The 25148-nt window shown below is 70.5% G+C and carries 2 protein-coding genes; both read right to left on the bottom strand.

Annotation, left to right across the window (positions count from 1 at the left end):
- Position 1 precedes the first annotated feature (1 nt).
- Positions 2-20977 carry a hypothetical protein gene (locus QSK37_RS41340; RefSeq protein ID WP_285632434.1) on the bottom strand — a complete coding sequence of 6992 codons (20976 nt, stop codon included), beginning with the start codon at positions 20975-20977 and terminating at the stop codon, positions 2-4.
- Complete coding sequence (eccCa, locus tag QSK37_RS41335; RefSeq protein ID WP_285632431.1) at positions 20974-25092, bottom strand: type VII secretion protein EccCa; 4119 nt, start codon at positions 25090-25092, stop codon at positions 20974-20976. Before eccCa ends, QSK37_RS41340 begins: the two co-directional genes overlap by 4 nt.
- Positions 25093-25148: the final 56 nt, after the last annotated feature.

Raw genomic sequence — 25148 nt, 5'->3', positions numbered from 1 at the left:
TTCATTCGGGTCGGGCGTCGTCCCCGGCCGTCGTCGGGGGCGGGCCGTCCATGGCTTCGCGGGGCATGGCGGCGTACTCGGTCCCGTCGGCCGTAAGCGAGGGTTCGGGCGTTGGCACGCCCCATTCGGCGATCAGCCGGTCGAAGAAGGCGGCGCGTTCCGGCGCCTTCGCCCGCAGAGTTTCGGGCTCCAGGAAATAGTATTTCGCCGTCTCGGCAATATCCTCCCTGGCGTTAGTCGCGCCATAGCGGGTGATGGGTCGTTCACCGGAGAACTTGGGCCAGCCGTCCTCGGTCCAGCTGCCCGCCATCCTGGCGAACTCGGGCAATTGTGCGTTCAACTCCGCGGCGATGCGCGTGGCGGCCGTCCACCGGTATTCATCGGGCTTGAGTTCGAACAGCTCCGGATACCGCTGCTTCAACGTCGCGACGGCCGCGGCGTGTTTCGGCGATCGGGCGGCGAGCCTTTCCGGTGTCAAGAACGATGATCTGATCGACGCCTCGAGGTCCGCGGCCGCGGTCTCGGCCGTAATGGGGGGTTCAACGCCCTCGGGCAGTTTCGGCCGTCCGTCCGCCCCCCAGCTTCCGAACGCCTCGGTGAACTCGGGCAGGGCGTATTTGAGGAGCCCGTGCGCCAGTTCGTGGGTGACGGTGCCCTCGATCTCCCGTCTGCCGCCGCCGAGATCCTTCGCGAGGAGAATCGGAGCGTACATGGTCACCGTCTTGTGAGAGTCGATGTACTCTCCGGCCATGCCGTAATCGATCCCGCGTCGGGTGATGCCGAAGGAAACGGCACCGATCCAGGAGACTTCCTGGTCGATTCCGGCACGGTTCGACCGTTCTCGTCGCATGCCGAGAATCGGCGCGTAGTGCTCGAGGGCGGCACGTACCGCACTCAACTCCTCCGGCGACCACCGACGCTCCCGTACCTTCGCGAGGGCTCCCGCATCGGCTCGCGGGTTCTTCTCCCTGACCGCGGTCACCGCGGCGCCGGAGTCCACCTGGACACCGAACTCTCCGGCGATCGACGACGCCTCGCCACCTGATCGGTCGACCCTCCCGGCCGCCGCCCCGCTCGTGCCCTCTCCGGCATGGCCGGCGTGGCCGGCGTCGTAAGTCGGCTCGCGTCTCTTCATGCCGTCCGTGCCGTCACCCGCGTTCCCCTGGAAGGGATCGGCGCCGAGGTTCGCGACCGGCGTCCGGGCCGTGGCCTCCGCGGATGGGGCGTTCCGCGCCGACGGCGGTACGGCGCGCCCGCCGTCGCCGGTGGGCGGTGCGGGATGTCCGGACGTGCCCGCCGGCGATCCGCCGTCCGCGATCGGCTCGGTGCCGGCCCAGCGACCGGTGTACGGGCCGGGCTCGGGCAGCCGCACGAGCACGACCGACCGGCCGGCCGGCGGTCCGAACTCGACGGTGCCACCATCGGGCCGCAGGGCGGTGACCCGCAGCCCCAAGACGGCGGCGGCCGCGCCCAGGAACAGCTCGTCCGCCTCGGCCGTACCGTCCGGCGAGATAAGCGCGGCGACGATGGCGCGCCCTCGGCCATCCGTGGCATCGCCGGGCAGGCGCAGGGTGGGCCAGAACCGGCGCCGGCCCGGATCGCGGTCCAGGTCGGCGGCGAGCGCGTCCGCCAGGTACGCCCGCAGTTCGGCCGGGGACGCCGGCCGCCCGCGGGCGGCCACGGACGTCTCGGCCGGGGCCACCGCCTGCATGGCGTGCACCACGTCGTCGCCGGCCGCGAGAACCGGCACCAGGCGCAGCGCCATCCGCTCGAGCGCCGTTGCCTGCGGCACCGTCGGCCGGCCGCCGCCCACCTCGACGACGTCCTCCCAGCCGCTCCCCGCCCCGGCCGGTGGCCGGGCCATGGTCGCCGCCGGCCGCGGCATCTGTCCGGAATCCGCGTCCGGCGCCGGCACACCCGGGGTGTCGCGGACCTCGCTTCCGGCCGCCTGGCGCGCGGCCGCCTTGAGCGCCTCGGCCGTGATATGACTTCCGCTCTTCTTCGCCTTGTCGGCCAGTCCCACGAGGTCTGCCAGGTGTCCGTGGCCGACCGTCACGTTCGGGCCGAGCGCGAAGACATCGCGTGCCAACGGGTCCAAGTGCTCCAGACGGAAGGGGCCGGTGTGCCCGTACTCCCGGCCGAGTACGTCGGCGAGGCGTCGGAGGCCGGTGAGCCGTCTCGTCGAGGGCATTCCCGCGTGGCCGTCGAGGGACTTGCCCGCCCGGACGATGTCCCGCATCGTGCTCAGCCGGGTCTCGGTGACCGCGGTGAGGGTACCGCGGGCCTTGCCCCACGGGCCGCCGGCCTTGTGCACTCCCGTCGCACGTGCCAGCGTCGCCAGTTGCTCATCGCCGAGGTCGACCTTCTCCGCCGGGTCGCCCTCCATGAATGCCTCCACGACGACTTGAGAGGTGACCTCCATGGAGGCGTCTCCGAAGATCTCCCGGATCTCCCGCGGGTCCCGGTCGGCCCTGCGCACGGTCATCTTGACGTCGACCGCGGTCAGCCCGCCGCCCTTCTCCTGCTTCAGCCGTGCGCCGAGACGAGTCCGGATGGCGTCCGCCATCGCCTCGGCCCTGATGTCCGCGAGTCCTGTCTCGGACGGTACGGACCGCACGGTGACGTCGATGTGCGGCAAGGCGATGTTCTCTTGGTTCTGTGCCGCCCGCCAGGCGGTGGCCTTGGCGACCTTGGCCACGAAGGCGTCGAGACGCGCCTTCTGAACGGTGTCGAGTGTGGTGCGACCCGGCGAGTACTCGAACTCCTGGCGCTGGTCCTCTTGGCCCCCGACGAGCACCATCGTGATCGGGTTGGCTCGACGGCTGGAGACGTCGCGCAAGTCGCGGAGGTTGCGCTCATGGAACGACTCCCCCGGGGCACGCCCGTACATTCTGACGAACCACATGCTCCCGGCGGAGCCGAAGTCCTCCGCGAAGATCGCGGTGAGGCTCCTGACGGCATCACGACGTGCCGCGGCGGGCTCCCCGGCCAGCAGATACCGGCGCCGCTCCAACTCGTCGGTGACCACGGGCGAGTTCTCGATGTCGCGGTCCAGATCGGCGAGCTGTTGCTCGGCCTCACGAATCCGCCTGAGCGAGTTCAGGAGCTCGAATCGGTGGTCGCCCCGGCTGAGGCTTCCCTCTCGAAGCGCCTGGTCCAGAACCGACTGAATCCGATCGAGGTCAACCCCGTAATACTCCAGATTCTTCTCCAGCACGGCATGGAGACGAGATCGGGTCTCCCGGCGGAAATTGGCGTTCTCAATGGTGATTTGGTGCTGTCCGTCCAGGCTTTCCAAGACGACGGAGCCGAAGTGATAGGGGGGCATACCGCGGGATGGGACATCGAAGCCTCCGCTCTCCGGTGAGGTGAAGTCGGGACCGAAGTCGCGCAGACCCTTCTCGTCCAGACGTGACGCCACGGCCTGGATCACATACGCCTCGCCGAGCCTGGCGAAGGCGCTCGAGTTGACCCCGACCGCGGCCTCCTCCGCCGTGAGACTCCGGTGGCGGTGGGCGTTCTCCGGATCCGCCGAATTCAGTGCGCTGCCGTACCTCTGCCCCGGCGTGGGCCAGGCGGACACCGGCGCGATGAAGGCCCGACCAACCTGGTCCGCGGCGGTGGACGGATTCACCTTGCCCAAGAGCGCCGGGTCGTCGGCCGCGGACGCGAGGAAGTCCGCGAGGTGGTGGGTGCCCGACACCTCGACCTCGCTACCCGTGTCGATCGGGGCCGTCGCCACACTGCCGGTGCCGCCCGCGGAGGCGGGCCGGGCGTCATACAGCACAGCATGGGTGTGGGAGTCACCGATGTTCTGCGCGGAGAAGTCACGGCAGACATCCGCGGGCTCGGACAAGAAGCTTGGTTTCACCCTGAAGAGTCGCCGGGTCGAACCCTCATGGTCGATCTCTATGTACGTCTTCGTATCGACGCTCAGACGGACGTTGCCCCGGGCCTTCTCCATAACGGCATTTGCCCTCATCACCGCTTCACGGACCGCGTAGAACTCCTTGACGAAGGCGGCACCGGTGTTGACCGCGACGGTGGAGTCTCCGGACACCTCCAGCACGGGGTGGTCCTCCGGGACAACGGGCCTGGCCACCCTGAATCGCGGAAAGGACGCCGCGCTGCCGTCGTCCGGGACATCCTTCTCCACTACCGCGCCCGGGTCACGGCTGGTGAACGGCGCCGCATCCAGCACCTGATCAGGCGACATACGTCCGTACGACGTGTTGCGCGAAGGTGTCACCAGACGAAATGTGGTAACCAGGCGAGACGGCTTGATGCCGTCCGACGGCGGTGCGGGCCGTCCAGCGGCGGGTACGTGCGGAGGAGCCGGAAAGCCTGGTCCGGACGGCGGGGCCGGGGCTTCCACTGCGGACGCCTGGGCTATGGCTTGTTCCGGCACCGTGGCGGCTTCGGCGCCGGGACGATGCTCCGTCTGCGCCCCCGTGAACGGGTCGACGACCATGACGGGAACGCCGAGGCGCGTCGCGAGATCATCGGCGAAGGAGGGCTCGCCCGCCGGGCCGGGCATTCCCGGCCCGGCGGTCACCGGGCCCGGGTCCTTCCGCGCCGGCATCACCATGACCGGTCCATCGGTCAGGGTGTAGTGGCGGGTGATCCAGCGTGCCGTCTGCTCCGCGTCGTAGGCATGCGCGGCCGAGTCGCGTTCATGGGGCCGCCTGGCTATGGAGATCGTTCGCGTTGCGGGGTCGAACGCGCCGACGACGACCGGGGCCTCGTCGGGCGGGGAAGCCGGCGTCGGTTCGCCGCCGGCCAGCGGGGCGGTCGCGGAGGGCCGCCGGTCGCCTCCGTTCCGGGCGGTGCGGGCAGCCGGCTCGAGGGAACCCAGATTCGTCATGAACGTCCGGTAACCCTGGTGGCTCGACTGCTCCGCCCTGGCCCGGCGGACGGGATTGGCGTCCTGGACCAGTCCCGGCGGGCCGTAGGTCCGCTCCAGGAGATCGAGCATCGGCTTCTCGTGGTCCAAGATCCACTGGAACGTGTTGTTACGCGGGAGACCGGTGGTGGGGTCCAGTCCGGCGTTCGTGCCCATGTATACGTTGGTCAGCTGGGCCCAGTACTCCCGCTCGTCCAGCGACGAGTAGTTCCTGCTGCCGGGCCGCTTCGGATTGGTACGGGGTCCGTCCGGCCACTGCGCGGCCGTTCCTGCCTGAAACTTCTTCTCGAAGCGCCTCCGGATGAACTTCTTGGCTTCGGCATCGAGGAACTCGTACAAGAAGTGCGCGATCTCATGCGTCGCAGACGAGTAACCGTTGCTGTAGGTGGTGCCCCCCGGGCCCGGCTCGCCGAGAAGGTTCTCCTCGCCGATCGCGACGACGACACCCTCGTGCTGACCGCGGACCTGCTGCCACGGCCTGCCGTCCGCGGTGTTCTGTCCCTCGTACCGGCGGAAGCGGGGCAAAGAGGTGAGGGCCGCACCGCGTGGGATGATCACCGCCGTCGCGCCCGCGTTGAGCACCTTTCCCGCGAGATCCGGGTTGTAGGTGAGCATCCGCGTGATGACCTCGTGGAGGACGTGCCGGGTCGACGCGGGGCGCTCCACAGCGGGCGGTACCTCGATCATCCGTTGCGCCACAACGGCCGCCAAGCGCGGATCGGGCGACGCGGGCCGACCGGTCGTCCCGGCACCAGCCGCGACGGGACGATCGGATGCGCGCACCCGGTCGGCCGGCGGCCGCGCATCGTCCGTGTCGTCGGCGCGCCCGGTCGATCCGGCGGCGGACGGAGCGGCCGCGCCCCCACCGCGCGCATCCCCCACGACTGGAGGTGCGGCGCTCACGCTCGGAAGACTCACCGACAGTCCGGCCGGTGCGGAGGACGACGTCTCGGGCTCCGGCTGCTCGGCATCGGCCACCCGCGCGGGTGGCGCGTCACTCGGGCTCGGTGTGCGGATGGACGGGGGCGGCTCGTCGAGCCGCTCGGGCAGTCCGAGACCGTCGAACCGGTCGAGGCCGACCGCCGCCGACCGTACGGCCTGTGCGGTCCAGGCCGGAGCGCCGGGTCCGCCGCGCGCCGTGGCCCGCAGGTCGGCCAGCAGCCGGCCCGCGGCCTCGGCGTTCTCCTCCGCCTCGTGGAGCCGGATCCACTCGGACAGGGACGCGTCATCGGCGGAGATGTTCAGCAGGGGCACCCGCTGCCGGTTCAGCCGGTTCTCCTCGTTCCGCCAGTGAGTACGGACGGCGGCGGCACGGCGCAGCAGCTCCGGCAGGGCGGGATGCTGTTCGGCCAGCCGTCGCGCGCGGTCGCCGAGCTCGGCGCGTACGGCCTGTTCGAGCGTCTGCTGCCGGGCCTGCGCACTCAGGTAGAGCCGTCCCATCTCCTGGTAGTCGAGACCGTAGCGGTCCAGGTCCCCGCGCAGCTCCGGCGACACCAGCCCCTGCTGTTCGGCCATGGCCGACGTGAAGACCCGGCTCCGGGAGCCGGTCCGGTCGAAGACCCACAGCGCGCCGCCGCGGGTTCCCGGATCCCAGCGCGCCGTGGCCGGGTCGTAGAAATACGTCCTGCCGCTCGGTGAGCTCCAGGTCCGGCGCACGGTGCCGTCAGAGACGGTGACGTCCACCCGTACGTGCGCTCCCAGCGCGTGTGCGACGTCACGGCCCAGGTCGGCGGGGTCGAGTTGCGAGATCGCCGCGAGTGGTGGCAGTGCGGCGGGCCCGCCGGTCCGGTCGTCCGGCCGGAGAGCGTGCACCCCGTTGACGGCCTCGATGATCTCGCTCGTGGCCGCGCGGATGTTCTCGGCCGAGCCGCCGGGAGCCGGCGGAAGCAGCTCGTACCGCACCAGCGCGGCCGGCGTCCTGACGGTCGGGTCGATCTCTCGCGCCGCCGTCAGGTCGGCTCGCATGATCCGCAGCCCCCAGTCGAGCACGGACTGGTAGGCCCGCGCGGCGAGGGCCTTCTCGTCGACGGTCAGGACCACCGGCCGGTCGGCGCCGAGCTGCCGGCGGATGTGCCGGGCGACGCCCTGATACGCTCGCCGCGCCTCCCGCTGCTCCTGCGCCGCTCGGGCCAGGAGCGGCACCAGGTCGAAGCTCGGCGCCTTGTCCATCGCGGGCCAGGACTCCTGCTTCGGCCGGGTCGCGACGTTCGTCTCGGCGATCTCGGCTCGGATGCCGTCGATCTGGCTCTGGTACAGCTTCGCGTACACGTGACCGTTGATCGGGTCGCTGTAGAACCGGCCCTTCGGCTTGGCAGTGCCGAACAGGGGCCGGCGGAACAGGTCGGCGATCAGGTGGCCGTGGAAGCGCATCCGGACCAGGTAGAGCGGGCCCCTTTCCTTGCCGTGTCCCTCTTCGCGAGAGTTCTCGGTGCCGGCGGAGCCGTCGTTGAACGACGTGGTACGACCGTTGCCGGTCTCGGGCTGCCACGAGTGGCCGGGCTGGTGCTCGCCGATCGGGCCGTGCACGTTCACCGCGGCGTCCACCGTGCCGCGCGTGTGATCGGTGCTCGCGCTGACCGTGGTGCCGCTCTGGTGCTTGCCGTACCGGCCGATGCCGGTGCCCTTCTTCAGCGGGGCGAGCACCTCCAGCCCGCTGAGGCCGCCCTTGAGCCACATCGTCGCCCGCTTGCCGTCGTCGCCGGGGTCGAAGATGTCGTCGCTCATCTTGTAGGTGTTACCGCCGGTCGCTTCCCGCAGATGGCCGGCCAGGTGCATCCGGGACAACAGCACCGGCAGTGACAGGCTGGACCGGGTGTCCGGATCCCCGGCCCGGGCGCCGAACAGCCTGCCGATCACGCTTGGGGGGAACACCCGCGCCAGGAGGTCACGGCCGATCCGCACCGTATCGTCGAAGACCACCCCGGTGACGAAGGCGTTGCCCGGCAGCTCGGGCAGCGGGGTGAGATCCGGCCGCGGGTGCACGGTGTCCGCCGCGCCCGACTCGGCGAGCGTGCGCGGCAGCTGGAGCTCCAGCGTGCCGTCCACCGTGACCGTGCTGGTGGCGCTGTGGCGGGTCCAGCCGTCGAACGACTTGTCCAGCAGGTTGTTCAGCGGGCGGTGGGGCATGCCGAGCCGCCGCACCTGCGCCGTCAGCTCGGTGTCGAAGCCGAGGATGTAGTGATCGGAACCGTACGCCGTCTGCTCGGCGACGCTCGTCTCGGCGCGCGTGACCCCTCGGTGGTTGCTCGCAGAGGTCTTCAGCGCACCTGATCCGCCCCCGGTGGTGGTCTGCCGGCCACCGGCTGAGAGCTGGACGAGGGTCGCGCCCTGCGCCACGTCACGCGAGGTCGACGTGGCCATGCTCTGGTAGCCGTGCAGGTAGACCTCGTTGCCGTTGCCCGGCGCGAAGTCGCGTACCTCCGGCTCCCCCAGAGCGACGCGCAGATTCACCTCGACGACGTCCGTCAGGAACCACCCGTGCGGGTGGACCAGGTAGAGGGACAGGCCGTCCTCGCCGAAGAGTTCGTCGAGCATGGCCTGGTCACGGCGTTTGGCCAGCAATCCCTGGAGAGCGTCCACGCCGCCCTGCAGGCGGCCGATGACCCGGCCCTCGCGGTCCCAGACCTCCGCACCGGCCGAAAGCAGTCCCGGCGCGGCCTTGTCGACCTGTTCCCTGACGATTCGATAGGTCGACTTGCCGTTTCGGTGCCGCCACGTGTGCAGGCCACTGTGGCCGGTGAGCGGGCTCTTGCCCATCAGGTACTCCGGCAGCCGGAGCTCCTCGAACGGGAGCGGCGGCTCGGGCAGATGCTTGCCGAAGGCCGCCTCGAAGGCGGCCCGGACCGCCTCGTCCCGTACGGGAGAGACGTCCTGGGTGTGCCGGCCGGCCAGGGTCGTGGCCATGGCCGCGCGGTCGACCGGAGGCAGGTCGTCCGGCGGCTTGGGCACCTCGGTCACCCACCGGTGCAGGACGCCGGCCGCGACGTCGCCGGTCAGGTCGAGGGCACCGGCCTGCCACGCGGTCATCGCCTCCGTCAACCGCTCGTGCGGCAACGTCCCCCCGCCCGCCGCGTACTCGACGAGGTCCGGTGGCATGTCGACCTGACGGCCGGTGCCGGGCGGATCGGCCAGCGGCCGGCCGAAGGCCGTGCTGAAACCTTCCCTGGTGGCGGGGTCCATCACCCGCAGGCCGCCCTTGCCGTGCATCCGCGCCAGGTCGAAGCCCAGCCGGATCACGAGGTCCAGGTCCGCCGTACGGGGCTTCGGCCGTGCGGTCAGGTCGGTGTGCCATCGGGTGAGGACCCCGGCCACGACGTCGCCGGTCAGGCGCAGGTCACCGTCGTGCCATCGGGTCAGCGACTTGGTGAGCTCGGCGTCCGACACCGGCAGCGTCCCGTTCGCGTACCACTTCAGCGCTTCAGGCTCGGTCAGCACGTACAGCAGCGTGCGGTCGTTCACCTGCCGCGGCCGGTGCTCCGTGTGGGAGGAGGGCAGCAGTTTCGCGTGCTTCTCCAGCCGGCCGCTGACCGTGAAGTTCGCGGGGGCCCGGTACAGGAACACCCGCTTGACGTCGACCTGGATGTACTCCTTGCCGCCGACCCGCGCGCCGGCCCGCGACCTGTTCCACTGCCAGCGCCGGTTGACGTCGGTCCCGCCGACTAGTGCGACGGTGTCGGTGAGGTTGCCGCCGAAGGCGGTGTTCAGCTGGTCCCAGGCGAGCCCCTTCGAGCCGCTGGCGCTGAGCCTGCTCTCCAGCAGCAGCAGCTTGATGATGCCGAGCACGAAGTTGTCGGACGTGGCGCCGACGAACCGGGACGGGCCCAGGTCGCCGGCGATGTCCAGCGCCGCCAGCGTGTTGCGGAAGAAGCCGGTGTCGAACAGCTCGTCGGTCGTGTATTCGTGGTTGAGGATCTCCTTCAGGTGCGCTCGTACATTGGTCAGCCCGGCGAACGCGTTCACGTTCTGGTTCGCCGTCCCCGCCGGTCCGACCAGATCCGCCAGCATGGAGCCCGCGGCTGCGGTGAGGCCCGTGGCATCCGCGTGGAAGACGACCCCCTGGTCCAGGACGTCGGCCGGCGTCCACTTCTCGGCCTTCAGCCGCTCGGGCACCGACATCTGGTCCGGCGACGGCTGTTCGGCCAGGTCGATCGGCAGCAGGTGCGCGATCGCCCGCTGCCCCTCCAACGTGGGCAGGACCTGGTCACGACCGCCCTTGTTGATCTTGCCGGTCTGCCCGGAGTGCTGGAAGCGCAACGTGACCTGGTAGTCGTTGATCAGCTCGACCTCGAGCGCCTCGCCCGGGTGCTCGAGCAGGTCGGGCTGGTTGTTGATGAAGGTCACCGAGTCGGTGGCGCCGATGCTGCGCTGTGCCTCGATGCCGGACAACGCGTTCTGGAGGAACAGGTACAGCGCTTTGAACGCGACGCCGCCGGCGAGCTTGCGGGAGTGGCTGGTGGACGTCCCGACGATGTCCATGCCCATCGGCAGATTGACGAGGTGGTACTCGTCCGTGGTCCCCAGGTACTTCGGTGGCCTGTCCTTCCGCTGCGTCGCCTTGATCTCCACCTCGACGGAGTCGACGTCCAGGTCGATGTCCGCGGTGCCCCGGCGCTTCTTGAGCGTGAACCTCATGCCGTCCTGGAGCATCCCGTCGTGATGGGAGGCGAAGCCCCAGACGGAGACCATCTTGTCCAGCAGTTCCTCGTTGTCCAGCCGACTGATGATCTTGTTGCCGTGGGTGTACCAGTGCTCGCCGGCGAACGGGTCCACCTCGTCCTCCGGCAGGAAGCCCATCGGCCGCACCGCCGACGCGATCATCTCTTTGATCTCGTCGATGGTCGACTCATCGGGCTTGACGGTGCCGAACCCGATTCCTTTGCCCTCGAACAGGTACTCCGGCAGCTTGACGGGCGACGCCGCCTCCCGGGCCTCCGCGTCCTTCCCGGTCTCCGCGTCCTTCCCGGTCTCCGTGCCTTTCTTGGTCTCCGTGTCCTTGACGCGGGGACCGAGGGTGAGCGCGTCGGGATCGTACGGAACAGTGCCGCCGGTGGGCCGCTGTCGCGGCTTCAGGGCGTCACGGTCGATCGGGAACCCGTGTTTGAACGCGTCGGGCTCGGTCAACCGCACCAGCCCACGGCTCCACACCGGGTTCGTCGCCGGCCGGGGGTCCTTCGTCTTGGCGGGCCGGCGGACCATCACCTTCGCCTGGAGCACGAACTCCACGCTGTACGCGGCGGTGTGGCCCGTATAGCGCGGCACCATCACCCACAGGCCCGTCTTGCCCGCCGAGATCGAGTCTTCGTTGCTGGAGGTGTATCCGAGGGAGAGGCTCGCCGTGAGCGACAGGCCCGGGACGTTGGGCGGAGCGAAGCCGACGTCGACGAGCAGCGGCGTGACCGTGCTGGAGTGCGCGACGGTGTGGCCGCCGCTGGTCCCGTCGATGGCGGTTCGGGGTACCTCCACGTGCGCCTTGTCGCTGGGGGCTCCCACCGGTCGGGCACCCGCCGGCAGCCGTCCGGCGTGGATCTGCACCGCGGCGCGCGGATCGCCGTACTCGTCGTGCAGCGTGAACCGGTAGCCCCGCTTGGCGTTGACCGCCTTGTCCAGGTGGGTGTTCAGGTTCCACAGCTTCTGCAGCAGTTCGTCGCGTGTGACGTCGCCGATCTTCAGGTTCAGGCCCTGCGACGCCAGCGTGTCGATGATCTCGTCGAACAACTTCGGCAGGTTCGTGAGGCCCGAGGCGTAGAAATGCGGGGGGAGCGCTTCGATGTCGACGCCCTCCCCGGTCGCGGTGACGGGGTTGGCCGACGGCTCCTTCAGGTACGGCTCGGGTGTCCATAGCATGAGCTTCTCCGTGCCCGGATCCGCGATCCGGACCGGCTTGATCCGCTCCCAGCCCGGCGCCTTCCGGTCCTCGCGGTCGGTGCGCAGCTTGAACGAGATGTTGGGGCGGAACGCCAGTAGTGTCGACGCGCCCCGGTAGTCCTCAACATGACCGCCCTCGGCGTCCTCGATGTGGCTCAGGCTGCGTTTCGACTGGTTCGCCGTCCCGCTGATCGAGACACCGGCCCGCACGATGTTCAGGGGCCCCACCCCCACGCCGATCCCGAACCCCAGCTTGATCGAGGCGCGTGTCTGCTCCGTCTGGCCGCTGGTCGTCTGGACGTGCGCACCGGTGGCGTACGTGGCGTTGATCGTCTCGTTTCCGACGTACTCCCCGTCCGGAGCCGGCAGGGTGGCGGGCCGCCCGTCCGTCGCACCCGCTGGGTTGTCGAGGGTGTGCGGATCCGTCGGATCGAAGGTGACCAGCACCTCGGCCTCACCCAGCGGAACGAGCAGGCCGCTGGTGTTCGCGTCGTTCCCGCTGTCGCCCAGTGCGTACGGGTAGTTGCTGACCAGCCGCTTCACCAGGATGCGCATCGGATCCTCGGGAAGCGTGACGCCCTGCGCGGCGGCCTCCTGCCGGATCGCCGCGATCAGCTGCCCCATGTACGGCAGCCCGAGCCGCGGCAGCAGGGCCGACAGAGCCGCCCGGTCGACCGTCATCGGCGTCGTCCCGGCCGGGCTCGGCGATGCCGGCGGCTGCGGTTCCCAGGTGCCCGCGTCCGTGGCCGGCACATCGGTGCCGGCGTTCGACGCGGCCGGCTTCGTGTCCGTTCTGCCGGAGCTCGTCGTTCCGGTCGCCGGCGGCGCGTCGGCGGGGACGGACAGCGTCGCACGATTCATCGGCCGCATGACGTACGCCGATGACGGGTCCGATCCCTCTGCCCCCTCCGCGGGAACGTAGACCTCGAAGCCCGCTTGAGCAGGCCGTCCGGCCGGGGCCTTGCCGCTGACAGCGGCGGTCACCGTGCCCTTGCCGACGTCGATGAGCACGCCGTGCGGGGCGACCGGCACCGGACCGCCGGTCTCGATCGCCAGGGACCCTGCGATTCTCCCCGATCCCGGCATCAGGAGGAAGGGTTGGTGCCCGGGTGCCCGGGCGGCGATCAGGGTGGCCAGTACGGCCGGGTCGACCGGCGCGTCACCGACCGTCAACGCGCCCTCGCGTACCCGCCCGGTGACGAACACCGTCTGGGGCGGCGCGACCTTCGCGAGCAGTTCGACGGTCTGATCGTCGAGGCGCGGGCCGTCCTCGGCGGCCCCCGGCAGCGAGAGCACCACCGGACGGCCCTCCGCCGTGGCGTACATCGTCGCCGCCCCGATCACGTCCTCGACCTTCGCCGACGGGACGGCCTCATCGAACACGCCGCCCGGCACCGGACCGGTCTCCTCCTGACCGCCGGCCTGAGATGCGGGGGCTTCCCGGGTTCCGTCATCCTCCAGATCCGCCCAGCGGACGCGCTTGCCTCCGGACGCTTTCCGGGACGAGGTCGGAGCGTCACCCTCATCGGCGGGCCGGGACGCCGCGGGGCGCGGGACTCCACCGCCGTCCGCGGGGGGCGGCTGCTGTGCCGAGCCCGAGGATCCGGCGTCCGCGTCCTCGGCCGGAGCGCGCCCGTGGCCCCGCGCGTCACCGCCCTCCGCGGCACCCGAGTCGAGACGCGGAGATCCCGCCACCAGGCGTCTCCAGCCCCGCACAGCCGCCGGCCGCGGATTGTGCGCCCAGCCGAGCCCCCGGAATCTGACCGTCCCACGCGTCCACCCGCGTAGCGCCGAGTGGTCGCGATCGGAGCCTCCGCCGCGCAAGGACATGCTCGACTCGCCGGCCGGGTCCGGGCTCGATGCCACGTCCCCGGCCGCCCCCGCCACTCCCGCAGCGGCATGGCCGAGCCCCGGCCCCTTGGCGTGAGGCCCGTCGGAGGTCGGTGCCGACGGCCGCGCATACCAGTCGGCCCGCCAGTCCCTCGGCGGAGGTGCCGCAAGGGAGGGCATGAAATTCGACCGCCGGCGCGGCTGGTTCTCCGGCTCCAGAGCGGCCAGCCCGAACGGGTCGTCAGTTTCGTCGGGAGGCGAGAAGTTCCGCTGCGCACCGGTCGACGGGTCGACCACTACGACCGGACGGCCAAGCTGTGTCGCGAGATCATAGGCGAAGGGAGGGGCAGTGTCGCCGGCCTTCTCGGCGCCGGGCGCCACCAGCATCACTGGCCGGGGCGTCTTACTGACGCTCCAGCGATCCGTCTCCTCCGGCTGGTAGTTACGGGTGATCCAGCGGGCCGTCTCCTCCGCGTTCCGCGCGTATCCGGCGAAGAAGATACGTCCGGTCGATTGACGGCGACCGCCACGGCCGGCCTCCGGTCCACGCCGGAACTCACCGATGACGACCGGGACATCCGTCAGGTGAGGAAACGGCGGTGGCTCCTCGGCGGGCTCTCCCATGAACTCCCGCAACGCCCGATAACTCTCGTCCTCCGCGTAGAGGGGCCGGACGGGATAGGGCTTCTCATCGCCCCCGGCCGACCCGTAGATGTCCTCCAGGACCGGACTCGGTCTCTGGAATCCTCCCGCCGGCCCGTACACGTCCTCCAGGAAGGAGACCATCGCCGGCTCGTGCTTCTTGACCCAGTCGCCACCGTTGTTGGCCGGCAGGCCGGTTTCCGAATCGAGCCCGTAATTGACCCCCAGCCATGTGTTCGTCAACTCAGCGAAGTATTCGTGATAGTCCCGCGATGAATAGTTCTGCCGTCCGGAACGGTACGGGTTGGTCAGCGGTCCGTTCGGCCACTGTCCGCCGCGCGCCTTCTTGGCCTCGAAGGACTCCTCGATGCCTATCCGCGCTCGAGCCGTGATCCCCTCCGGGTCGACGTACAAGGACGTTTCCGACAAGATGGCGTGCGCCACCTCGTGGGACAGAACCGCATAGCCCGTGTCGTAGTTCCCACTTACCAGGCCGAGCTCACCGGTGAGGCTCTCCTCGCTCACCCCGAGAACGCCCCTGTCAGGGCGATGTAGGCCCCGCACGGAATCAAGTGGTCTGCCATACGCCGATCTTTCGGGGAGGTCGGAGAATTGGGGCAGGGACCTGAGCGTCCGATCGCGCGGAATGATCACTACCTGTCTACCGGCGGCCAGCTTCTGTGCGACGACCGGGTTGTAGCGGAGCATCCTGGTCAGGATCGAGTGCGCGGCCCGATGGGCGGTCACCGGCCGGTGAACGGCCGGCGGTACCTCGATCATCAACTGCGCCGCGACGGCCGCGAACTCCTCCGGCGGTATCGCGCGGCTGAGCGTCAGCGAGAACTCCGGATCGCGCGCGAGTGCCCGTCTCTCTCTCAGGGACAGAGACGCCAGCTCCGCGAATCGGCCGGCCGGTGTCATCTTCTCCAGCGCGGCCGCCCGGTTCTTCGGCGACTCCGGTTTCCGCGTGGCCGCCTCACCGGCCGCCGACGGCGTCCCGGTGGTCGTCCCGCCACCCGTCGTGGTGATCGCCTCGTCCTCCGGCGGGGAACCGGCGGGCCGGTACTTCGTCTGCGCTCCGGTGTACGGGTTGACCACGACGACCGGACGGCGAAGGTGCGCAGCGAGAGTCCTGAAGTAGGCGGGGCCGCCGTCCGGGCGGCGTGTCTCGACGCCGGGCGTCATCACCATCACCGGCCGGGGCGAGGCAGAGGCCCCGTCACGGGCGATCCAGCGATCTGTCTCTTCCAACCGGTAGTTGCGGTTGATCCATCGCGCCGTCTGTTCCGGATCGCGCGGATACCCTGCGAAGAAGATCGTTCCGGTGGCGGAATCCCGGCCACCGGGCCTGCGTCGCGGTCCGCTCTGGAACTGGCCGACGACGACCGGCACATCCACCTGCGGGGAGAAGGAGGGGCGCTCCTCCGCAGGCTCTCCCATGAACTCGCGGAATGCCCGGTAGAGCTCGTCTTCCGAGTAATTGGAGCGAAGCGGGTTCTCCTTCGTGAAGCGTGCCGCCGCCCCGTAGATGTCCTCCAGGACAGGACTGTCCTCCTCGAGCTCTCCCTCCATTCCATAGATGTGCGCCAGGATTTGCAGAACATCGTACGGCTCGCGCTTCTCTACCCACTTAGTGGTGTTGTTGCGCGGCAAACCCGTACTGACATCGCGACCGTGATTCAGCCCCAGCCAAACGTTCGTAAGTTCGGCGAAGTACTCCTCGGCACCTGCCGCCGAGGCATTCACGCTGCCAGGCAATTCGGGGTTGGTCGGCGGCCCGCCCGGCCACTGTTCGGCGACTCGAGTCTTTTTGGTCTCGAATCGCCGCCTAATGGTTTCCTTATTGGCCGGGGTCGGCATCTTTTCACCGTTGAAGGCGTACTCCCAGATCCCACGCGCCAGTTCATGAGTCAGGGTGGAGTAGCCCGTATCGCGATCCCCGGAGATCAGGCCGGCTTCACCCGTCAGGTGTTCCTCGCCCACGGCGAGGATGCCCGTGTCCTTACGAAGGACGCTCCGCACCCGCTCGTACGGTGTCGCGCCTTCGAACATCGTGCCGGCGCGATCGGCGAACTCCGGCAAAGACGTGATCTCCTGGCCTCGCGGAATGACGACCACCCGTACGCGGCGGGCCAGCGCCTCCGCGACCTCCGCATTGGAGCGGAGCACCCTGGTCAAGGTCACGTGCGCGATCAGATGGGCGGTCGCAGGCCGCTCGGTGGTCGACGGCACCTCGACCATCAACTGGGCCACCACTGCCGCGAAGTCCTCCCGGGCAAGCAGGCCGCGCAGCTCCCGCAGGAATTCCGGACTCCGTGCCCTCGTTCGTTTCTCTTCCAGCGGCAGAGATGCCAGCTTCGCGAACCGTGCGGCCGGTGACATGTTCCTCAGCTCGGCCGCCTGTCCCTTCGACGACCGCTCCGGGGCCTGCGTTGACGTCGATGGCGGTGCCGCGTACTGGACCGGTTCCCGCACCGAGGCCGGTTCCCCCGCCGGCGCCGGCTTCCGCAACTTGTCCTTCAGCTTCTTCCAACGCCGCGAGACGAAGGATCTCGATGTGCCCGCACCTGCCGTAGGGGCCGACGAGGTCGACGCATGACCACCGGGCGCGGGCCGGACGATGCCCGAGGAGGAACCGGTCGTCTCCGCACCGGCCGAAGGAGCCGGAGGAGCGGCGTGAACGCCCGGCCGGTCACTCGCCCGCGATGCCGTAGGGGCCGCGTCGTCCTCGGCCGCGACGTCGACCGTGTCGTGCGGGGAGTCCGCCGCACGCGGGGCCGCGTGCACGGTGACCGAACTGATCGACGGCGCGGAGGACGGCGGTTCGCCGGACCGGGCGTCGCTCACACTCGTCGGGCCGGCCGGCGATCGCCAGGTGGCGACCGGTCGCCCGATCTTCACCATGCCCGCCACGACGCTGTTCAGCAGAGATGCGGAATCCGGCAGGACCGGCCCGAGCTCGGTGTCCTGGCCGTCCGGCCCGTAGGTGTGCCAGCCGTCGTAGTCTTCGCTGATCAGCTGGACCGCGCCGTCCGGCGTACGGTCCACTCTCCCGGCGATCAGGTCACCGGCCGGCGAGGGGACGAAGTCGGCCCACGGCGCGGTCACCGGCGCCCCGAGAAGGGCGGCGACCTCTGGCGCGAACCTACGCGCGTCTCCGGCCAGCAGGACGACGGGCATATCCGGCTCATAGCCCTGCTGGTTCCGCACCCAGTCGACGAAGTCGGCCGGGTTCATGTGCCGGGACTCACCGTCGACGACGATCACGGTGTCGGTGGGCAGAACCCGCCCAGCGACCACGAGCGCTTCTTGACCGGGCGGCAGCAGCGTCGGCTCGTCGCCGGCGGAAGACGGCCGGTCCGCTCCCGATCGTGGCTCGGATCCCCGCTCGCTCTCCGCTGCCGGCTGCGGATACCCGCTGGACTCCCCCTGGGACTCAGGACGCGAGTCCGCGCCCGGCTGCGACGGCTCGGGCTCTCGGCCCGATCCGTTCCCGGACCGGGCACCGGCCGCGCTCTTCGCGGCCGATGCCCGCTGCGGTGTAGCCGTCCCCTCGCTCTTGGCGGATGCCGAAGTCACCGGCGGCCGCGGCTGCTCCGGCTGCCCGGTCGTCGGCGCCTGAACCTCGGACTCCCCGACCCGGCCGCCGGCCGTCTCCGCGTGCTCGCCCGCCGGTGAAGGTGCGGTGTTCGATCGTCCGGCCCGGCTTCCGGATGATGCTTCGGTGTTCCCCCGGCCGAACATCCGGTCGAACGCCTCGGCGCGCCCCTGGCTGTCCGGGTGCTCCGAGGAAGGACCCAGCCTGCGTCCTTCGCCCGCGAACGAGTCCTTCTCGGCCGCGGACCCGGACTCACTCCGGCCTTCGGACGACCTGGACGTCGCGGCACCGCGGCTCGTCGTACCGACATCGGTGAAGGTCTCGGCACCGGTCTGGGTCCGGGTCCGGGAGCCACCGGGCTGCGACCGGGTGGCGGTGCCTCTCCCACCACCGCCCGGCCCGCCGGAACCATCGCCGGGACGGCCGTTGGAGCCGGCCGGGTCCTCCTGGACACGGGTGATCCGGCCGGTGTCGGCGTCGAAGCGCAGTTCACCGGTGGAGATCTTGCCCGACCCGGAGGTGAGCGTCCCGTCCTTGGCCAGGTACGGCGTGGCCGCACCGTTGCCGCCGGAGACCGAGGAGGTCGTACGCGTGACCGCTCCGTCCTTGCGGGACACGCTGACGACGTCTACGCCGTCGCTGAACTTCACCGGCTGTGGTCGGCCGTCGGAACCGATGCGGTAGTAGACCCGCCCCACCGGGTCCCCGGGCCTGCCGCCGGAGGCGATCGAGGTGATCTGCTCGTACAAACCGGTTCTCTGGTCGCGGACCAGCACGGCCGGCGGGCCCGAACCTTCCATCGGCTTCCCGCTGACCCAGTCCCTGGGCGCCGTGATGATCCGCTCGACCTTCGCGGCCCCGGCCCCGAACGGGTGCGCCTCATGCCACCCATCCCGGCCGCCGTCCAGTTCGTGGTACTGACTTCCGTCGCCTTCCGTCCCTCCGCGCGGCGGGACGTCGCCGGGGCGACGCGGGAAGGTCAACAGGTCGATGTTGCCGGTGCCGTCCCGGCGAAGAACCTGGTAGGACCCGGCTCCCTGGCGCGGTGGTGCGACCGTGGGTTTCGCACCGCCGACGACGCGCCCCGCCCCGCCGGCCGGCTCGGCGGGGATGTTGGCGACGTCCCACTTCCCGTCGCCCTGGTCGAACACGGCCAGACGTTCCTTCGCGTCTCCGGCGGGGACCATGCGGCCGTCCTTGAGGACGTAGAGGCCGCTGTCCTCGGTGACCTTTCCGCTGGCGGGCCTGATGTTCACCACGTGGTCGTTCGGACCCAGGCTCGTCTCCCTGGCCGCACCGCTCTTCGGGTCGACCTCGTAGTAGCGGTAACGATCGGCCGTGCCCGCGCCCGTGCTCACGTCATCGGAGGTCCGCGCCGAGCGCGGCGGATCGCCGGCAGGAGGTTCGCCCAGCCGCCGACCGGTGCCGACGTCGACCAGCTGCGATTCACCGGTCACCGTGTCCCGGCGAAGAAGCTGTCGTGTCGTGGGCACGGGCGACTTACCGGTGCCCGGTCTCGACGAGGCACCGTACGCCGCCTTCCGCGTAGGCGAGGGCGCTTCTCCACGAGCCGCCGGGTTCGACGCCGTACCGTCGCGCCGGCCTCCGCCGGCCGCGCTCTTCCCCTGCGCATCCCCGGAAGAGGAGGTCTCCTGACCGCGCGCCTCCTTCGACGCCGCATCCCGCTTGACGGCCGCCTCCCCCGCACGCCGCGCAGCCGAATCCGACCTCACACCATCCTGACGCCCCGCCTCACCACCGGCCGGCCGCCCATCATCCGACACCGAACCATCGCGCCGACCTCCGCCGACCACGCTCTTCCCCAGCGCATCCCCGGAAGACGAGGCGTCCTGATCCGAGGGCCGCACCGCCTTGGAGTCCGCATCCCGCTTGATGGCCGCCTCCCCGGCGCGCCGCGCAGGGGACACCGAATCCGAAGACGTCCGATGCTCCCCACCCGGCGCCGGGCTGTTCTGGCCCTTCGATACGCCTTCCGAAGCCGGGGTGTTCGCGGACCCGGCATTCGACTCGTGCGATGCAGACCGGGCTGGTGGCGTGCCCTGAGCGGTTCCGTCCGCGCCACCGGGCCCCGCCGGTCTCTCGTTGACCGGCGGAGTGCGAACCGGCGCGGGAGTCGGACTCGATGTGGCCGGCGGCGGCTCGTTCGACGAACGCACGCCGTTCCCGGACGGCGTCTTCGTCGACGTGGAGCTGACCACGCCATCGCCGGCCCGCGTGTTGAGGCCGTTCGCGCCCGGCGCGCTGTCAGCGCTCTTGCCCGACCCGCTGAACGAGGTCTGCGCGGGCTTGACGGCCGGCGGCACTTCACCGCCGGAGCCGGCGGTGGCCTTCGCCGCCCCCGGTGCGGGGTTCCCCTTGCCGACCGCCGGAGTATCGGGGACGGTCGGGGTCCGCGCGCCCTCGCCCGCGCCTACGCCACCGAATCTGCCACCGCGTGCGGCGGCGCCCAGGCCGGCGCCGAGGCCGCCGCCGATGGCGGCGCCCAGACCGATGTTGAAGCCCTCCTGTCCCCAGTCGACGGTGACCGGGGTGTGCGTGGCAGCCGAAGCGAGTCCGTTGGCGGCCATATCGATGCCGAAGGAGGCGACGGCTCCGGTGACGGCGCCGGCGGTGAAGTCGCTGACCACCGCGCCCAGGGCGCCCAGCCTGGCGCCCACCTGGGCGATGACGTTGACCAGGTTCCCGATGATCCTCCCCAGCAGCGACAGCAGGGCGCCGATCCCGAGAGTCAGCGGAGCCGTCACCACACCGAGGACGAAGCTGAAGATGTTGATCAGGTAGGCCTTGTTGTTCTCTTCGGCCATCTGCTGCGCCTGGTCATAAATGCTCTTGCCATAGGCGTTGATGGCCTCGCCGATCTTCCAGGCCGTGTCGGCACTGTTGTTCAGCACCGTCGACATGCGGCTGTGCCAGGCCTCCTGGGCGACGCTGTAGGCGCCGCCACGCCAGCCGAGGGATGCGACGAGATCGGCGAAGCTGAACTGCCCGGCGTACAGGGCATCGCCCATCCTGATCCACTCGTTGCCCATCTCGAAGATGGCGTTCAGATCCAGGTCGCCGACGTAATCCGTCCACTCGGTCCAGCCGTCCATGTTGGTCTTCCAACCGTCATCGCTCATGACCGGACCTCCCTTCCGGCTCCGGCCGGCCGGGCCTCGGCCACCGGCTCGGTCTCGTCGTCGACGACGGCATGGATCAACGTCGGCTCCTGTCTCCTGCGGATCAGCAGGCCGCGTCCGGGAATGCGCTGCGCGGCGCGCTGGTCCCCCAGCAGGACGCCTTCGCGGTGGTCGCCCGACAGGATGAGCCCGTCGGCGCCGAACTCGCGCAGCCGCCCTACCATCGGATCCGACATCAGCGACCGTGCGGCTCCGCTGACGCGGCGGGCGAGCACGACGTGGAAGCCGAGATCCTCGCCCCGGGTGACGAAGGAGGCCAGCGGCGCGAGCGGGCCCCGGTCCGGGCCGTTCGCCACCAAGTCGTAGTCGTCGATGACCAGGTAGAGTTCCGGCCCCTCCCACCAGTCGCGATCACGCAGCCGGTCGGCGGTCAGGCCGGGCGGCGGCATCCGCTCTTTCAACTTGTCCGCGACCTGGGCGACGAACACGGCCGCCAGCTCGGGATCGCCCGCATGCGCGCCGATGTACGGCTCGGGCAGGACGTCCAGGAGGCCGCGCCGGTAGTCGATGACGATGAAGCGCACGTCCCACGGTGAGTACCGGCGGCCCATGCCCCGCATCCAGGTCCGCAGGAACGAGGTCCGGCCCGAACCTGAGTCTCCGAAGATGAGGAAGTGCGGTTGCCCCTGGGCGAGGTCCAGGCCCACCGGACGCAGGTCGGTCTGGGCCAGTCCGATGGGGATCTCGGTCGCGGACAGTCCCCGTCCGGCGCCCTCCCACCGATTCCCGACGGCCGACGTGTCGGCGAGGAGCTCGTCCAGTTCCTTCACGCTGATCCGCTCCGGGAGCACCTTCAACCGCGGCGCCCGCGGTCCCTGCCACGAACCGGCGATCGCGTCGAGGAGCTCGCGTTGCGCCTCGGCGAGGCCGTCGAGGCCGTCGGCGGCGTCCATGCGGGGCAGGGCGACCTGGAACGAGATCCCGGGCGGCATCAGGCCCCGGCCGACCGGCACCCGGCCCAGCCGCCGCGTCTCCTGCCGGTTGATCTCCGACTCGGCCGGGTCGTTCAACCGGAGTTCGAGACGTCCGCCGATACTGTCGCGCAGCGCCATCCGGATCTCGGCCCAGCGGTTCGCGGTCAGCATCAGGTGCACCCCGACGCCCAGGCCGCGGGTGGCGATGTCGGTGGCCATCACGGTGGCGTCCTCCATCTCCGCGTGCAGCGCGCCCCAGTTGTCGACGACGAGGACGACGTCGGCGGCGCGCACGCCGTGCGGCAGGCCGCCGGTCCGGCGCAGCTCGCGGAATTCGGCGGCGGAGTGGATGCCCAGGTCGCGGAACATCAGTTCGCGCACCGCGATCAGACGGGTGACCTCGGCCAGTACGCGCTGGACCCGTTCGGCGTCCCGCCGCCCGGCCACCCCCGACACGTGCGGGGCGCCCTCCAGGGCGTGCAGCGCGCCACCGCCGTGGTCGATGCAGTAGAACTGCAGTTCGTCGGGCGTGTGGGTGAGCATCGCGCTGATCAGCGCCGTGCGCAGGAACGTGCTCTTGCCGCTCTGCGGCGCGCCGACGAGGGCCAGGTGCCCGTGGGTCCCCACCAGGTCGAGGACGACGGGGCGCTGTTCCTGCCGCGCGGGCAGGTCCGCGACGGCGACGGGGAACCTCAACTCCCCGTCCATCGCCCACGCCTGACTCCGCAGGCCCCGCCCCGGCACGACCTCCACCGGGGCGAGCAGCGGGTCGAGGGGGAAGTGCGGCGGCAGCGGCGACAGCCACACCTGGTGCGTCGGGGCGCTGCTCGCCGCGAGTTGGGTGACGACGACCTCCAACTCGGTCGTCCCGTTCCCCGGCGCGGGGGTGACCGCGGTCTCGGGTGCCGTGTCCTCCGGCTGGGGCGGGGTGCGCAGCCCGAACGGGACCGGCACGATCGGTTTCCGCCGGCCTTCTCGCGCGGCGGGGTCCTCGTACAGCCGGGAGACGTGCGCCACCCGGAACCGCTCGTAGATGGACTCGTCGACCTTCAGGTAGGCCGAGCCGGGGATGGGTGGAAGCTTGTAGGCGTCCGGTGTGCCGATCACCGTACGGCTCTCGGCGGCGCTGAAGGTGCGCAGGCAGATCCGGTACGACAGGTGCGACTCCAGACCGCGCAGGCGGCCCTCCTCCAGTCGCTGGGTGGCCAGCAGCAGGTGCATGCCCAGGGAGCGGCCGACCCGCCCGATCTGCACGAACAGGTCGATGAAGTCCGACCGCTGCGACAGCAACTCGCCGAACTCGTCGACGACGATCATCAGGTACGGCAGGGGCGGCAGCGGCGCGCCGTCCACGTCCGTACCACCGTCCGCCTGTTTGAGCTGGTAGTCGCGGATCGAATCGATGTTGCCCGCCTGCCGCAACAGCCGCTGCCGCCGCTGCTGCTCCCCCATCAAGGCGGCCCGTACGCGTTCGACCAGCGACAGGTCGTCGGCCAGGTTCGTGATCAGACCCGCGACATGCGGCAGCCCGGTCAGACCCGCGAACGTCGCACCACCCTTGAAGTCCACCAGAACGAAGCCCAGATGCTCCGGCGAATGCGTCATCGACAACCCGGTGACCAGGGTGCGCAGCAGTTCGCTCTTACCCGACCCGGTCGCACCCACCACCAGCCCATGCGGCCCGATCCCGCCCTGCGCCGACTCCTTCAAATCCAGGACGAGCGCCTCGCCACTGGCGGTCACGCCGACCGGAACGCGCAGCAGTTCCTCATCGTCGGGTGCCCGCCAGGCGGCGGCCGGGTCCAGTGACGTGACGTCGCCGATTCCGAGCATGCCCGGCAGCGACACCGACTGGGACAGGACCTGCTCCTGTTCGCCCGACAGCCGCAGCGGCGCGAGCGAACGGGCGATCCGGGACCGCAGGGCGGGCGCCGGCCGATCCACGGTCGCGTCCTGCACGGTGCTGTGCAGCCCGGCGTTCGCGCCCTCCAGGGTGAGGCGACCGGACGGGTCGAGACGCACCCGTACGTCAACGCGCTCCGGCTCGTGTGCCTCTTCGGTCACCAGGCAGACCACGGTGATGCCCAGGTGCGGCCCCGCCTCCGTGATCAGGCGGTGCACGAGCGGAGACCGGGTCCAGGAGGCGCGTGGGTCGTAGTCGTTCAGCACCACGACGAGCCGCCGCCGGGGCCTGTCCTGGGCGGCCATGGACACCAGCCGCGTTCCTCGCTCCGTACGGGCCGCGACGGCCCGGTCCAGCGCGCCCTCCAGGTAGTCCGCCAGGCCGCCCAGGTTCTCGGCGACCAGCGGGACGACCTCGGCCCCGCGCTCCCGGGTGTCCGGTTCATGGGTGTGGGGGAGCCACTTGACCCACTCCCACCGCGCGTCCCCGGAGGTGACGACGGCGACCTGCACGTCGTCCGGCGCGTGGAGCGTGGCAAGCTGGCACAGCAGTGCGGCGGCCGCCGCCTCGGTCTCCGCGTCCGGCCCCAGCAGGCTCACCACGCCGGCCCGGCCGGCATCGATCCACGCCGGTTGCCTCTCGACCGTGCTGTGGGTCTCGACGAGTTCCTCGGCGGCGTACAGGGAACGGGCGTCGTACTCCACCGTCGGATCGGATCGCTTGGTGGTGGTGTGGGTGATGGCGAGTGGCCCGTCCCCCGCGCCGATGCGCAGTCTGAGGAAGTCGGGATCGTCGGGCCGGCGCTCCCAGACGCGGCGCCGGCGGACCGCGATCGCCCATATCCGCTCGGGACTCGGATGCACCCAGGCCGCGGCGAACCGCTGCACCTGAGCCACCTGCCGTGCCTGACGCCGGATCCCCGCCAGGTAGTCCAGGTAGCGCTCGCGCTGGCGCTCTCTGGCCTGGCGGGTCTTCCCGCGCATCTGCATACGGATGCCGACGCTCAACCCCACCGACGTGACCATGAACAGGATGCCGAGCAGGATCATCCACTGCCGGCCGGTCGAGATCAGGTACGCCGCCATGCTGACGCTTGTCAGCAATGGCAGCAGCAGCGTCAGCATGGTCGACATGCCGCTCGGCGGCGGCAACTGCGGCGGCGCCGCGATGGCGACCTTGTCCTCCGGCACGGGCGGCGGAGCCATCCGGGCGGGGCGGTGGAAGGCGATCCTGCTCATCGGTTCGGGCTGCCTCTGAATGAGATGGTCGTGACGGCGGGCACGGATACGGTCCG

It is taken from the genome of Actinoallomurus iriomotensis (assembly GCF_030269445.1).
GTDB lineage: Bacteria > Actinomycetota > Actinomycetes > Streptosporangiales > Streptosporangiaceae > Actinoallomurus > Actinoallomurus iriomotensis.
Note: the sequence above shows the minus strand (reverse complement) of the source record. Positions and strands in the feature narration are given on the sequence as shown.